General features: G+C 69.5%; 14 protein-coding genes. 10 read left to right on the top strand and 4 right to left on the bottom strand.

The window, feature by feature from the left end; translation table 11 throughout:
- The first annotated feature begins 10 nt into the window (after window positions 1–10).
- The 8 genes from D514_RS39050 (at window position 11) to D514_RS35895 (ending at window position 6,941) form a co-directional block, all read left to right on the top strand.
- Window positions 11–175: a hypothetical protein gene (locus tag D514_RS39050; protein WP_017831235.1), complete on the top strand. Its 165-nt coding sequence runs from the start codon at window positions 11–13 to the stop codon at window positions 173–175.
- A gap of 90 nt (window positions 176–265) precedes the next feature.
- Window positions 266–1,378 (top strand): DUF998 domain-containing protein, encoded by a 1,113-nt coding sequence (locus D514_RS35865; protein ID WP_236610996.1) that lies wholly within the window; start codon window positions 266–268, stop codon window positions 1,376–1,378.
- Between the two features lie 230 nt (window positions 1,379–1,608).
- On the top strand, window positions 1,609–1,812 hold the full coding sequence (locus D514_RS35870) for a cold-shock protein (protein WP_017831237.1): 204 nt from the start codon (window positions 1,609–1,611) through the stop codon (window positions 1,810–1,812).
- 192 nt (window positions 1,813–2,004) lie between these two features.
- Window positions 2,005–3,030: an iron-siderophore ABC transporter substrate-binding protein gene (locus D514_RS35875; RefSeq protein WP_017831238.1), complete on the top strand. Its 1,026-nt coding sequence runs from the start codon at window positions 2,005–2,007 to the stop codon at window positions 3,028–3,030.
- 33 nt (window positions 3,031–3,063) lie between these two features.
- Window positions 3,064–4,113, top strand: a complete 1,050-nt coding sequence (locus tag D514_RS35880) for an iron ABC transporter permease (protein WP_017831239.1) — start codon at window positions 3,064–3,066, stop codon at window positions 4,111–4,113.
- A gap of 17 nt (window positions 4,114–4,130) precedes the next feature.
- The gene (locus D514_RS35885) at window positions 4,131–5,192 is read left to right on the top strand and encodes an iron chelate uptake ABC transporter family permease subunit (RefSeq protein ID WP_031206396.1); all 1,062 of its coding nucleotides are present in this window, start codon (window positions 4,131–4,133) and stop codon (window positions 5,190–5,192) included.
- Window positions 5,189–5,989, top strand: coding sequence for an ABC transporter ATP-binding protein (locus D514_RS35890; RefSeq protein WP_017831241.1), 801 nt, complete (start codon window positions 5,189–5,191; stop codon window positions 5,987–5,989). Before D514_RS35885 ends, D514_RS35890 begins: the two co-directional genes overlap by 4 nt.
- Entirely contained in the window at window positions 5,979–6,941 is a 963-nt protein-coding gene (locus D514_RS35895; protein WP_017831242.1) for a siderophore-interacting protein, read from the top strand. Before D514_RS35890 ends, D514_RS35895 begins: the two co-directional genes overlap by 11 nt.
- Window positions 6,942–7,058: 117 nt before the next feature.
- On the opposite strand, the gene D514_RS35900 is transcribed toward D514_RS35895, so the two are convergent.
- On the bottom strand, window positions 7,059–7,901 hold the full coding sequence (locus D514_RS35900; protein ID WP_017831243.1) for an alpha/beta fold hydrolase: 843 nt from the start codon (window positions 7,899–7,901) through the stop codon (window positions 7,059–7,061).
- A 96-nt stretch (window positions 7,902–7,997) separates the two neighbouring features.
- Here D514_RS35900 and D514_RS35905 point away from each other — a divergent pair, with 96 nt between their 5' ends.
- Both D514_RS35905 and D514_RS35910 read left to right on the top strand, forming a co-directional pair.
- Entirely contained in the window at window positions 7,998–8,564 is a 567-nt protein-coding gene (locus tag D514_RS35905; RefSeq protein WP_017831244.1) for a TetR/AcrR family transcriptional regulator, read from the top strand.
- A gap of 94 nt (window positions 8,565–8,658) precedes the next feature.
- Complete coding sequence (locus D514_RS35910) at window positions 8,659–9,462, top strand: tryptophan-rich sensory protein (RefSeq protein ID WP_017831245.1); 804 nt, start codon at window positions 8,659–8,661, stop codon at window positions 9,460–9,462.
- Here the strand turns inward: D514_RS35910 and D514_RS35915 are convergent.
- The 3 genes from D514_RS35915 to kdpC are packed head-to-tail and all read right to left on the bottom strand — an operon-like array spanning window position 9,444 to window position 13,269.
- A complete protein-coding gene (locus D514_RS35915; RefSeq protein ID WP_017831246.1) occupies window positions 9,444–10,115 on the bottom strand; it encodes a response regulator in 672 nt (223 codons plus the stop codon). The genes D514_RS35910 and D514_RS35915 overlap by 19 nt on opposite strands.
- Window positions 10,112–12,670: an ATP-binding protein gene (locus D514_RS35920; RefSeq protein ID WP_036323848.1), complete on the bottom strand. Its 2,559-nt coding sequence runs from the start codon at window positions 12,668–12,670 to the stop codon at window positions 10,112–10,114. Before D514_RS35920 ends, D514_RS35915 begins: the two co-directional genes overlap by 4 nt.
- Entirely contained in the window at window positions 12,667–13,269 is a 603-nt protein-coding gene (gene kdpC / locus D514_RS35925) for a potassium-transporting ATPase subunit KdpC (RefSeq protein ID WP_017831248.1), read from the bottom strand. The genes D514_RS35920 and kdpC overlap by 4 nt, the downstream gene beginning before the upstream one ends.
- Between the last annotated feature and the right edge of the window lie 9 nt (window positions 13,270–13,278).

Raw genomic sequence — 13,278 nt, forward strand, 5'->3', positions numbered from 1 at the left:
CGATCGCGGCATGACGAAGAGCACGTTCAAGCCGGGTGACGACGTGGTCACTCCTCGTTCACGGGGAAAGATCATCGACGTCTGTGCCACGCCTTCGGGGCAGTTCATCTTCGGTATCGAGGAGGAGACGGGGGAAGTCACCTACTTCACCCCCAAGGCTCTGCAGCACGCCTGACGAACTCCTCCGCTCCTCGGGAAGCGGCGAACCGCCGGATGCGGTGAGCGGGGCTTCCGCCCGTCATGGCGGCGTGCTTGCATGGGGCACATGGAGCAGGACGCGAAGCTGCGCGGCGAGACGCGGGCGGTCTGGGCGACCGTCATCTGCTTCCTGGTCGGCACGGCGGTCGCCGCGCTCATCCTGGCCGGTGATCCGCGCCCGCTCACGGGCGAGGGCGCACTCGCGATGCCGGCCGCCGTCATCGCGGGCGTGATCGCCTCCGCCGCCTTCCTCGCGAGCACGCTGATGCACCGCCGAGGGGAGACGAGGTCGATGCCGCGCTGGCAGGCGGTGATCTCCGACCTCTCGACGGGTGCCCTCACCGTGGCGTTCGGCGCCGTGACGATGATGGGAGTGCTGCTCGCCGCCGAGGTGCTTGCTGCCGGTCTCCAAGGGCTGCAGCTCGCGGCGCTCGGGGGAGGGCTCCTGACCGGAGCGGTGTCGGCGGTCGGCGGGCGCTTCGCGTTCGGAGCCGGTGTCGGCCTGCGCACAGCCGACCTCGCCGCGCTCCTGTTCGGCTTCCTCGTGATCGGCACGCTCTTCGCCATGGTGACCGCGGCCGACCCGCGGTGGTGGGAGCAGAACTTCTCGCAGCTGGGGTCCGGGTCGTGGGCGTTTAACGGCACCCTCGTCGTGGCAGGTCTGCTCGTCGCGACCGTCGGTTCGTACATCGGGCGCGACCTGCACCGTCTGCGCGGCGACGGGGTCCTCTTCCGCATCGCCGTCGTCGTCGCGCTGTGGGCGGCGACCGGCGTCGCGCTCGCCGCGGTCGGGCTGCTGCCGCTGAACCGGGTGCCGATCCCGCATGACATCGCCGCCTTCACGACGCTCGTGCTGTTCGCCGTGGCGGCCGCGACCACCGTGACCTCGATTCCCGGCCCCCCTCGTGCGCTCCTGGTCACCTCGATCGGTGTCGGGCTGCTCCTCGTGGTCGCGCTCGTGCTGTGGATTCCGTTCGGCCTGTACCCGGCCACAGCGGTCGAGGCGATCGTCGTGGGACTCGGACTGCTGTGGATGGCGACGCTCGTCCGCGTGCTCGCGATCGTCGCGCCTGAGGGGTCTCGCCCCTCGGCGCGCACGTCGCTGAGGCGCGCCCGGCATCCTTCGGGCGGGCCATCGGAAAGTCGGGGGCGCGCTCGCAGGGATGGCGTGGTACGGTAGGCAACGTGCCTCTTCCCGGAGGCGTCATTCATCACCGGCCCGCGAACGCTTGCTGCGACGTGTGTGGCCCGACATCTGGATCCGAATTCTGCGCCGATTGGTTCGGCACGGATCCCCTGAGAACTTCGCCCCTTCCGTTCGGAGGGAGGCTCACTCGTATCCTCCGGTTCTTCCGGTGCGATGCACAAGCCGTGTAAAACAGCGGCTAGATCAACAGAAAGTAGAAACACATGGCCACTGGCACTGTGAAATGGTTCAACGCGGAAAAGGGCTTCGGCTTCATCGCTCCCGATGACGGCTCGGACGACCTCTTCGCCCACTACTCGGCTATCGCCGGCTCCGGTTTCAAGGAGCTCCGCGAGAACCAGAAGGTCGAATTCGACGCTGAGCGTGGCCCCAAGGGCATGCAGGCGGCGAACATCCGCGCTCTCTGAGCGCGCGCTGACTTCCTGAAACCGGTCGGATCCTCACGGATCCGGCCGGTTTTTTCGTTCCTCCGTCGTCGGAACCTCGGGAAGATCCGGGGTGAGGTTCCCCTAACCTCCGTGTTAGATTAGGCCAGGCTTACCAAAGGCTGGGCGCGTGATCTGCGCCGCCCCCTCACCCCGAACCCGAAGGGAACGCCTGTGCGCACCTCTCGAATCCTCGCCATCGGCGCGGCCGCCGCGCTCGCCATCGGCCTCTCCGCCTGTGCGTCCTCCGCACCGGAGTCGACCTCGACCGCCGGCGGCAACCCCGCATCCGACGATGCCTTCCCCGTGACCATCGAGCACGTCTACGGCGAGACCACGATCACCGAGAAGCCCGAGCGCGTCGCTACCGTCGCGTGGGCGAATCACGAGGTGCCGCTGGCTCTGGGCATCGTTCCGGTGGGTATGAGCAAGGCCACGTGGGGCGACGACGACGACAACGGCGTGCTGCCCTGGGTCGAGGAGAAGCTCGATGAACTGGGCGCCGAGACGCCGGTGCTGTTCGATGAGACCGACGGCATCGACTACGAAGCCGTCGCCGACACCGAGCCCGACGTGATCCTCGCCGCCTACTCCGGCCTCACGCAGGAGGAGTACGACACCCTCTCCAAGATCGCTCCGGTCATCGCGTACCCGACGGTCGCCTGGGGCACCTCGGTCGACGAGATGATCGAGATGGACTCCAAGGCCCTCGGCCTCGAGAAGGAGGGCAAGGCTCTGATCGAGCAGCTGGACGCCGACGCGCAGAAGGCGCTGGAGGCCAACAGCGTGCTGAAGGACAAGAAGGTCCTCTTCGCCTACTTCGATCCGAGCGACCTCAGCAAGATCGGCTACTACACCGCCGTCGACACCCGTCCCGGTTACCTCCACGGTCTCGGCCTTCCGTTCCCCTCGGTCGTCGAGCAGAACAAGGACACCGAGCTGTTCAACCTCGAGGTGAGCTCCGAGCAGGCGGAGCAGTTCGCTGATGTCGACGTGATCGCGACCTACGGCGATGACTCGACGATCGCGACCCTGCAGGCCGACCCGCTGCTGTCGAAGATCCCCGCCATCGCCGAGGGGCGTATCGCGATCCTGCCCAATGCCACCCCCATCGCGGCATCGGCGAACCCGTCGCCGCTGTCCATCCCGTGGGGCCTCAGCGACTACCTCGCGCTCCTGGCTGCACCGCTCGCGCCGTAATCGTTCGATCCGCCTCAGCGGAGTGAATGCTCAGTGACTTCAGCAACCGCCATCGCACCGGCACCGGGCGCCGCAGACCTGCGGCGCCCGGCGCTGGTGAGAACCATCTGGCTCCTCGTCGGGATCGTGGTGCTCGTCGTCCTCAGCATCCTGTCCATCTCGTTCGGCGTGCGGGCGGTCTCGTTCGACGACATCGCGGCGGCCCTCACCGGCCGCACCGACACGATCGCCGAGGCCGCGATCGTCAAGCGCATCCCCCGCACGGTCCTCGCGCTCCTCGTCGGCGCGGCACTCGCCCTCTCCGGAGCGACCATGCAGGCGGTGACGCGGAACCCCATCGCCGACCCCGGCATCCTCGGGGTCTCGAACGGCGCCTCGCTGGCCGTGGTGTGCGGCATCGCCTTCTTCGGTCTCGCCGATCCCTACGGACAGATGGCCTTCGCGATCGCGGGAGCCGGGATCGCCGCTGTCTTCGTCTACACGGTCGGATCGCTCGGCCGCGGGGGAGCGACGCCCCTCAAGCTCGCACTCGCGGGTGCCGCCACCTCGGCCGCCTTCGCCTCGCTCATCAGCGCCGTCATGCTCCCTCGCGTCGATCTGCTGCAGACGTTCCAGTCCTGGCAGATCGGCGGCGTCGGCGGGGCGGAGTGGCCGCGCATCGCCCTCACGGCGCCCGTCCTCGCCGTCGGCGCCCTCATCTGCTTCCTCTGCTCCCGGGGAATGAACTCCCTCGCGCTCGGCGACGAGATGGCCAAGGGGCTCGGCGAGAACGTCTTCCGCACGCGCCTGATCTCGGCGCTGGGTGCGGTGATCCTCGCGGGAGCCGCGACCGCGATCGCGGGGCCCATCGGCTTCGTCGGACTGATCATCCCGCACGTGTGCCGCATGCTCGTGGGCACCGATCACCGTTGGCTGCTCCCGTTCTCGGCCATCGCCGGTGCCGCGCTGCTGACCGCGAGTGACATCGTGGGTCGCGTGATCGCCCCGTCGTCGGAGGAGATCCAGGTCGGCATCATCACCGCCATCATCGGAGCGCCGTTCTTCATCTGGATCGTCCGTCGGCAGAAGGTGCGTGAGCTGTGAGGCCGACCGAACACGCCGTGCACACCCTCGACCGGGTCGACGAGCCGGCATCTGCCAGGATCGCCCGGATCGTCGCGGGCCGTCGCTCGCGTCACCGTCGGCACGCGGTCGCCACGATCGTCCTCGGCGTCCTGGTGCTCACCCTCTTCGCGGTCGCTCTCATGGTGGGAAACACGTTCTACACGCCGGACGAGGTGATCCGCGTGATCCTCGGTGAGACCGTGCCCGGTGCTTCGTTCACCGTCGGCGACCTGCGGCTGCCGCGAGCGGTGCTCGCCGTCCTCACCGGGATCGCCTTCGGCATGGCGGGTGTCTGCTTCCAGACGATGCTTCGTAATCCGCTCGCGTCTCCCGACATCATCGGCATCTCGAACGGTGCCGGTGCCGCGGCCGTGTTCGGCATCATCGTGCTCTCGGTCAACGGTCCTGTCGTGTCGCTGCTCGCCCTGGGTGGCGCCGTCGCCACGGCCCTGGTGATCTATCTGCTCTCGATCAAGGGCGGCTTCGCCGGCACCCGACTCATCCTGATCGGGATCGGGGTCGCGGCGATGCTGCAGAGCATGATCTCGTACATGCTGTCGAGGGCGGCGAACTGGGACATCCAGACCGCGATGCAGTGGTTGACCGGAAGCCTCAACAACGCATCGTGGGAGCGCGTGCTCCCGATGGCGATCGCCGCGGTGGTCATCGTGCCGCTGATGCTGTCGCAGGGGCGTGCGCTCGGAGCCCTCCAGCTCGGAGACGACTCGGCGGCGGGCCTCGGCATCCGGGTCAACGCCACGCGCCTGCTGCTCATCCTCGGTGCGGTCGCGCTCCTCGCTTTCGCGACCGCGGCCACCGGTCCCATCGCCTTCGTCGCGTTCATGGCCGGGCCCATCGCGGCGCGCATCACGGGTCCTGGGGCGAATCTGCTCCTGCCGTCGGCCTTCGTCGGCGCCGCGCTCGTACTCGGCGGCGACCTGATCGGACAGTTCGCGTTCGGCACGCGCTACCCCGTCGGCGTCATCACCGGCGTGGTCGGCGCGCCCTATCTGATCTACCTGCTCATCCGCACCAACCGCTCCGGGGGTTCGCTATGACCGTCTCGCACAGCCTGTCGGCCGAGGGGGTGACGCTCGCCTACGGCGAGCGCACCATCATCGACGGCCTCGACCTGCAGATCGCGCCCGGTCGCATCACCACCATCGTGGGCGCGAACGGATGCGGCAAGTCGACGCTGCTGCGCGCGCTCGCCCGGCTGCTGTCTCCGAGCGAAGGCCAGATCGTGCTCGACGGCATCTCGGTGCACACCCGCCCCACCAAGGAGGTCGCGCGCATCCTCGGTCTGCTGCCGCAGTCGCCCGTCGCGCCGGAGGGCATCGCCGTCGCCGACCTGGTCGGCCGCGGAAGGCACCCGCATCAGAAGATGCTCGCACGGTGGAGCACGCACGACTACGAGGTGGTGGCCGATGCTCTCGACGCGACCGGCATCTCCGACCTCGCCGACCGCAGCGTCGATGAGCTCTCGGGCGGTCAGCGCCAGCGCGTGTGGATCGCGATGGCGCTCGCGCAGGAGACCGACATCCTGCTGCTCGACGAGCCGACGACGTTCCTCGACGTCGCCCACCAGGTCGAGGTGCTCGATCTGCTCACCGATCTGAGCGTCTCGCGCGGCACGACCATCGTGATGGTCCTCCACGACCTCAACCTCGCCGCCCGCTATGCGGACGAGCTGGTGGCCATGAAGGACGGTCGGGTGCACGCGGCGGGGGCACCGAAGGACATCGTCACCGCCGAACTCGTCGAAGAGGTCTTCGGCCTCGCCAATCAGATCACCATCGATCCGGTCTCCGGCAAGCCGATGGTCACACCCATCGGGAGGCACCATGTCCGCTGAGACGACCACGACCGACCGTCCGACCTACATCCTCACCCGCGCCGAGGTGCGGGCCGTCGTGCGCGTCTCGCCCTCGTTCGTGCGAGTGACGTTCGGCGGCGACGAGCTGAGCGAGTTCGGCACGCCGGGTGAGGTGTTCGACAGTCGCATCAAGCTGGTCTTCCCGCCCGCGACCGGCGTTCTCCCCGACCTCGACCGGGCATCGGACAACTGGTGGCAGGCCTTCCTCGCGGTGCCGGAGGAGGAGCGCGGATCGATGCGCACCTACTCGGTGCGCGAGCTGCGCGTCGACGACGAGACCGGGACCGAGGTCGACGTCGATTTCGTGCTGCACCTCGAGCCGGGCCTGACCGGACCCGCGTCGCTGTGGGCGAGCCGCGCCGCGGTCGGGCAGGAGCTGTACCTGGTCGGACCGCGTCGCGGCGTCGATGTCGGCGCGCACGGTGGCGCCGAGTTCACCCCCGGCACCGCCGCATCGGTCGTGCTCGCGGGGGACGAGACGGCCGCTCCGGCGATCGCCCGCATTCTGGAGGACGCTCCTCGTGGCCTGCGCGGCGTCGCCTTCATCGAGGTGCCGTCGCCCGCCGACATCCTGCGCATCGACGTGCCGACCGGCGTCGAGGTGCACTGGCTGCCGCGTGATGCCGGTGAGCCGCACGGGCTGCGCCTGATCCCCGCCGTGCTCGGCTACCTGGGCGACGCCGACGCCGCAGACGAGATCCGGGTGAAGGACATCGACGGCGAGGACCTGCTGTGGGAGACGCCGGCGTATTCCGGGCTCGGCGAGGAGATCGCTGCGGCCGATGCCCCGACCGAGCGCTACTTCTGGATCGCGGGGGAGAGCGGCGTGGTCACCACGCTCCGTCGCCACCTGGTCAAGGACCTGGGCATCGATCGAGGTCAGGTGGCCTTCATGGGCTACTGGCGTCGCGGTGTCGCCATGCGCGGCTGACTGCCGTACGCTCCGGTCGCAGTTGCTGCCGCCTGTTCGCGAACGAAGCGACAGCAACTGCGACCGGAGGGCGGAAACCGGGTGGAAACCGGGGCGGGCGGATGCGGCGCGGAGGGCCTACTTCGCGAGGAAGGTCTTCAGCGCGGCGTTGACCTCGTCGGCGTGGGTCCACAGCAGACCGTGCGGGGCTCCCTCGACCTCGACGTAGTCGGCATCCGGCACCGCCTGGTGGAAGCGGCGAGCCGTCGCGTCGATCGGGAGGATGTTGTCCTTCGTGCCGTGCAGGATCAGCGTGGGCTTGCCGGCGGCGCGGACGGCTTCCACGTCGCCGCGGAAGTCCTCGATCCATGCCGGCACGACCGCGTAGGCGGCCACGGGGGCGCTGCCGATGGCCACGTTCCAGCTGCCGGTGACGGCCTGCTCGCTGATGCGCGATCCGAGGTTCTCGTCGAGGTTGTAGAAGTTCTTGTAGAAGTCGGTGAACCACGCGAAGCGGTCGCCCTTGGCGGCAGCCTCGATGCCGTCGAAGACCTCCTGCGGAACACCCTCGGGGTTGTCGTCGCGCTGCACGAGGAACGGCTCGAGCGAGGCGAGGAAGGCGAGCTTCGTCACGCGCTCGTGGCCGTAGCGGGCGACGTAGCGGGCGAGCTCTCCCGTTCCCATCGAGAAGCCGACGAGAACGACGTCGCGCAGGTCGAGCGTCTCCAGCACCGTGTGGAGGTCGGCGGCGAAGGTGTCGTAGTCGTAGCCGGTGTTCACCTTGGACGATCCGCCGAACCCACGGCGGTCGTAGGTGATGACGCGATAGCCCTGTGCGAGCAGCTCGCGGGTCTGGCGCTCCCAGCTGTGGCCGTCGAGCGGATAGCCGTGGATCAGGACGACGGGCTGACCCGATCCCTGGTCTTCGTAGTAGAGCTCGATCGGGGTGCTGTTCTCGTTGCCGACGGTGATGTAACCCATGATCCTGATCCTTTCGGTCCCGGTGAGAACGATCGTTCTCGCTCGATGTGTCCAATGTAGAGAACGTTCGTTCTCGTGTCAAGTAGACTTCTGGTCATGACCGAAGACGAGGCCCGTGAGCGCATCCTCACCGCCGCAGAACAGCTCTACTACCGCAAGGGGTACGCGGCCGTGGGCATGGATGAGCTGCGTCAGGTCGCCGGGGTCTCGTTGCGCCGCCTCTACTCGCTGTTCCCCGCGAAGACCGACATCGTCGCGGCGGTCCTCGCGCGCAAGCACGCCCAGTGGGAGTCGGGGTTGGCGGAGGCGGTGACGGAGGCCGGTGGTGATCCTCGTGCGCGGCTGCTCGCCGTCTACGGATACCTCGAGAACTGGTTCTGCGCCGACGACTTCCGCGGCTGTGCCTTCATCAACGCGTTCGGCGAGCTCGGCGGCACGAACCCAGAGGTCGCCGAGATCGTGCGCGCGCACAAAGCGTCGTTCCAGCGGTACATGGCAGACCTGGTCGCCGAGACCGGCGCTCCCGCGGCGCTCGCCGCGCAGCTGTCGATCCTCGCCGAGGGTGCGCAGAGCACGGCCGCGATCTCTGCCGACCCGGCCGTCGCCGTGCAGGCTCGGGGTGCCGCCGAGGTCCTGATCGACGCGGCGTTCGCTCGCTCCTGATCCACGACGCGCATTTGCCTCACCTGGTTAGCTAAATCGAGGTCGGGTGTCAACCCCGATGTGCTCCGCCCGCTGCGCCCGTATCGTTCGACGCATGGAATCACGCACGAAGGGCATCGGTCGCCAGACGCTGATCATCTCCGCGGCGACGTTCATGCTGATCGCGGCCACCATCGGGGCGGGAGCGTTCGGGGGAACATCCGTCGACGACCTGCAGGACGGCGCGCTCTCGGCGCAGGGGTCGTATCTCGCCCCGGCGGGACCGGCCTTCTCGATCTGGTCTCTCATCTACCTCGGCTTGATCGCCTACACGGTGTGGCAGGCGTTCCCGGCGCAGCGACAGGATCCTCGCCAGCAGGCCGTGGGTGGATGGATCGCCGCATCGATGGTGCTGAACGGCCTGTGGCTGGTGACGGCGCAGTACCTCACGCTGTGGCTCACGGTCATCGTGATCGCGCTGCTGCTGGCCGTGCTCGCCCGGGTGATCGTGGTGCTCGGACGCTTCCCGGCACGCAACCTCGCCGATCGCATCCTCACCGACGGCGCGAACGGTCTGCACTTCGGCTGGGTCACGATCGCGACCGTCGCGAACACGGCGGCCTGGCTCACGCAGATCGCTCCCGAGAGCTGGGCGCAGGCGGCGGATGCCTGGGCGATCGCCGTGCTGGCCGTGGTCCTGGTGATCGGTGCAGCCGCGGCGTGGGTCACCGGACGCATCGCGCCGGCGCTCGCGACGGCGTGGGGTCTGTCCTGGCTCGCTGTCGGCAGGCTCACGGGGGAGCCTGCGAGCACCCCGACCGCCGTCGCTGCGATCGTCGTGGCCGTCGTGCTGGTGCTCGTCGCCGTCGTCGCCGCGATCCGTCGGAGGAATTCCGCGGCTCAGAGCACCAGTCGGTAGCCCATCCCGGCTTCGGTGAGCAGGTGCACGGGAGCGCCGGGCGCCTGCTCGAGCTTCTTGCGCAGCTGCGACATGTACAGGCGCAGATAGCCCGAGTCGGAGACCTGCTCGCTGCCCCAGATCTCCTTCAGCAGATCCTGGCGGGTGACCAGAGCCCCCGGATGCCGGGACAGGTGCTCGAGCATCCGCCACTCGGTCGGTGTCAGGTGCACGCGCGCGCCGCCGCGGGTCACGGTCTTGGTCGCGAGGTCGACCACCACGTCGCCGAATGCCACGGTCGATTCGCCACTGGCCGGGATCGAACGACGGGAGAGCGCGCGCAGACGTGCGAGCAGCTCGTCGACCTGGAACGGCTTGGTCACGAAGTCGTCGGCTCCGGCGTCGAGCGCCTCCACCTTGTCGGCCGAGCCCGTGCGGCCGGACACCACGATGATCGGCACGTTGGTCCACCCGCGCAGCGCCTGGATCACCTCGATGCCGTCGAGTCGGGGCATACCCAGGTCGAGCATGATGAGGTCGGGGTGGGTCTGCGCGGCGGCGGCGATCGCGGCGGCGCCGTCGGGGGCCACCACCACCTCGTATCCGTGCGCGGCGAGGGTGATCCTCAGGGCCCGAACCATCTGCGGGTCGTCGTCGGCGATGAGGAGCTTCACTCCGTGCCCTCCGTGTCGCGGTGTCCTGCAGCCAGCGGCAGGGAAATGACCATGGTGAGGCCTCCACCAGGAGTGTCCTCGGGTGTCAGGGTACCGCCCATCCCCTCGGTGAACCCGCGCGACAGGGCGAGCCCGAGCCCGAGCCCTGTCGTGTTGTCGGTGTCGCCGAATCGCTGGAACGGCTGGAAGATGCGGTCGCGCCGCTCAGGTGAGACGCCTTCTCCGCGGTCGATGATGCGGATCTCGGCGCGATCACCGAGGGCACTCGTGGACACGATGACCCGGGTGTCATCCGGGGAGTGCCGGTGCGCATTGGCGATCACGTTGACCAGCACGCGCAGGAGCAGCACCGGGTCGGCGTGCAGCGGGGGCAGGTCGGGGTCGAGGGCGAGCTCGACGTCCGACGGACCGAGGCCCAGTTCGTCCACGGCCGCGAGCACGCAGCCGGCGGCATCCATCCGAGACGAGGACACGGCGAGCACACCCGCCTGCACGCGGCTCACGTCGAGCAGATCGGTGACCAGCGTCGACAGCGTCGCCAGACTCTCGTCGGCGGTGGCGAGCAGCTCTTCCCGATCGGATGCCGACAGGCCGTGGGAGCCGCGAAGGCCGCCGATGGCCGCGACCGCCGAGGCGAGCGGGCGCCGGAGGTCGTGGCTGACGGCCGACAGCAGGGCGCTGCGCACCTGATCGGTCTCGGCCAGCGCCTCGGCCTCGCTCGCGGTCGCACGAAGGTCGGTGTGCTCGATCGCGGCCGACAGCTGGGCGACGATCGCGTCCAGCAGACGACGCTCGGGTCCGGCGAGAGGCTCACCGTTCAGCTCCAGCACCGCACGGGGTCCGCCGCCGGGGACGACGCCGACCGGGATGGTCGTGGCACGCCCGTCGGCCAGGGGTTCGCCGTCGCTGGCGAGCACCTCGCCGTCGGGTGCGAGCAGGCGCACGCCGCTGAGGCCGAACGCCTCCCTGGTGCGGCTGACCAGCGCCAGCACGGCGTTGTCACCGCGGAGCACGTTGCCGGCGACCGCGGCGAGCAGCTCGGCTTCGGCCGCGGCGCGCTGGGCGGTGCGGGCGCGACGCGCGGCCTGGTCGACGATGATGCTGACCAGGATCGCGATGACGACGTAGAGCGAGAGGGCGAGCGCGTGCAGCGGATGGGCGATCGTGATCGTGAAGAGCGGAGCGACGAAGAGGAAGTCGAGCGTGACGCCCGAGAGCACCGCCGCGAACACCGCGGGGCGGATGCCGCCGATCAGGGCCACGACCACGACGAGCAGCTGATACGCGAGAACCTCGGCGGTGATCGACTCGGGGCTGCGGAACGTGAACATGATCCACGAGAGGATCGGCCCGAAGAGGAGGGCGACGCCGAAGCCGAGCAGCTGCCGCCGCCAGCCCAGGGCTCCGCCGGTGATGCGCGGGAGCACCATCCGCCCACCCGCCGCCGCGTGGGTGACGATGTGCACGTCGATATCGCCGGAGCGGCGGATGACCTCCGAGCCGATCCCGGGGCCGGTCAGTGCGGCGGTCAGCCGACTGCGCCTGCTGACGCCGATCACGAGCTGCGTGGCATCGGCGCCCTGCGCGAACTCGACCAGCGTGGCCGGGATGTCGTCGCCGACGACCTGGTGGTAGGTGCCGCCGAGCGACTCCACGAGCGTGCGCTGTGCGGCGAGGGCGCCGGGAGTCTCGTCGCGCAGGCCGTCCTGTGCCGAGATGTGCACGGCGAGCAGCTCGCCGCCGGCGGAGCGCGCGGCGATCCTGGCGCCGCGGCGCAGCAGCGTCTCGCCCTCGGGGCCGCCGGTCAGGGCGACGACCACGCGCTCTCTGGCCTGCCAGGTGCCCTCGATGCCCTGCTCGGCGCGGTAGCTGCGCAGGGCACTGTCGACCTCATCGGCGAGCCAGAGCAGGGCGAGCTCGCGCAGCGCGGTGAGGTTGCCGAGGCGGAAGTAGTTCGACAGGGCGGCGTCGATCCGCTCGGCCGGGTAGACGAACCCGGCGGAGAGTCGATCGCGCAGGGTCTGCGGGGCGAGGTCGACGACCTCGATCTCGTCGGCGGCGCGGACCACGGCGTCCGGGATGGTCTCCTGCTGCGCGATGCCGGTGATCTTCTCGACCACGGCGTTCAGAGACTCGATGTGCTGCACGTTGACGGTGGTCACCACGTCGATGCCCGCGTCCAGCAGCTCGTCGACGTCCTGCCAGCGCTTCGCGTTGCGCGATCCGGGGGCGTTGGTGTGGGCCAGCTCGTCCACGAGGGCGATCTCCGGCGCCCGCTCCAGTACGGCGTCGACATCGAGCTCGGTCAGGGCGATGCCCCGGTGCAGATCGACCCGCCGCGGCACGACGGGGAGCCCGGCGGTCTGCGCCTGCGTGGCGGCGCGCTCGTGCGTCTCCACGATCGCGATCACGACGTCGTGACCCTCGTCGAGCATGCGACGCCCCTCCGCGAGCATCTCGTAGGTCTTGCCCACGCCGGGGGCGGCTCCGAGGAGTACTCGGAGCCGCCCCCGGCGTGAGTGGCCGTGAGATCGACGAAGCGGCGCTGCGGTCATTCGCCCTCCCGTTCATCGAGCGCGAGATTGAGCTCGGCGACGTTGATGCGTTCTGCGCCGAGGAATCCCAGATCCCGCCCTTGAATCCTAGACTCCACGATGTCGCGCACCTCCTGCGCGGACAGTCCGCGGGCCTCGGCCACGCGCGGCACCTGGAGCAGCGCGTACTCCACGCTGATGTGCGGGTCCAGGCCCGAGGCCGAGGCGGTGACCGCATCGGCCGGCACCTGCGACGGGTCGACGCCCTCGCGCTCCGCGATCGCGGCCTTGCGCTCCTCGATCGAGGCCACCAGGTCGGCGTTCTCCGGGCCGAGGTTGCTGCCGCTGGAGCCGGCGCCGTCGTAGCCGTCGCCCGCGGCGGACGGACGCGACTGGAAGTACTGCGGGAGCGCTTCGCCGTCGGCATCCGTGAAGGACTGGCCGATCAGCGAGCTGCCCCGCTCATCGGGGAGGGGGGAGCCGTTCGCCTGCCAGGGGAGCAGCAGCTGGCCGATGCCGGTGACCAGCAGCGTGTAGCCGACGCCGAGCACGAGGGTGAGGACGAGCATCGCGCGGACGGCGACACCGGTGGTGCGGGCCGCGGTGCGTGTGGAGGACATGTCTGGATT

This window comes from Microbacterium sp. UCD-TDU, from assembly GCF_000340625.1.
In the GTDB taxonomy this organism is placed as follows: Bacteria; Actinomycetota; Actinomycetes; order Actinomycetales; family Microbacteriaceae; genus Microbacterium; species Microbacterium maritypicum.

What these genes read in the sequence shown, in the direction of transcription:
- D514_RS39050 (WP_017831235.1), top strand. Translation starts at nt 11, where the DNA reads ATGACGAAGAGCACGTTCAAGCCGGGTGACGACGTGGTCACTCCTCGT.
- D514_RS35865 (WP_236610996.1), top strand. Translation starts at nt 266, where the DNA reads ATGGAGCAGGACGCGAAGCTGCGCGGCGAGACGCGGGCGGTCTGGGCG.
- D514_RS35870 (WP_017831237.1), top strand. Translation starts at nt 1,609, where the DNA reads ATGGCCACTGGCACTGTGAAATGGTTCAACGCGGAAAAGGGCTTCGGC.
- D514_RS35890 (WP_017831241.1), top strand. Translation starts at nt 5,189, where the DNA reads ATGACCGTCTCGCACAGCCTGTCGGCCGAGGGGGTGACGCTCGCCTAC.
- D514_RS35895 (WP_017831242.1), top strand. Translation starts at nt 5,979, where the DNA reads ATGTCCGCTGAGACGACCACGACCGACCGTCCGACCTACATCCTCACC.
- D514_RS35900 (WP_017831243.1), bottom strand. Translation starts at nt 7,901, where the DNA reads ATGGGTTACATCACCGTCGGCAACGAGAACAGCACCCCGATCGAGCTC.
- D514_RS35905 (WP_017831244.1), top strand. Translation starts at nt 7,998, where the DNA reads ATGACCGAAGACGAGGCCCGTGAGCGCATCCTCACCGCCGCAGAACAG.
- D514_RS35910 (WP_017831245.1), top strand. Translation starts at nt 8,659, where the DNA reads ATGGAATCACGCACGAAGGGCATCGGTCGCCAGACGCTGATCATCTCC.
- D514_RS35920 (WP_036323848.1), bottom strand. Translation starts at nt 12,670, where the DNA reads ATGACCGCAGCGCCGCTTCGTCGATCTCACGGCCACTCACGCCGGGGG.
- kdpC (WP_017831248.1), bottom strand. Translation starts at nt 13,269, where the DNA reads ATGTCCTCCACACGCACCGCGGCCCGCACCACCGGTGTCGCCGTCCGC.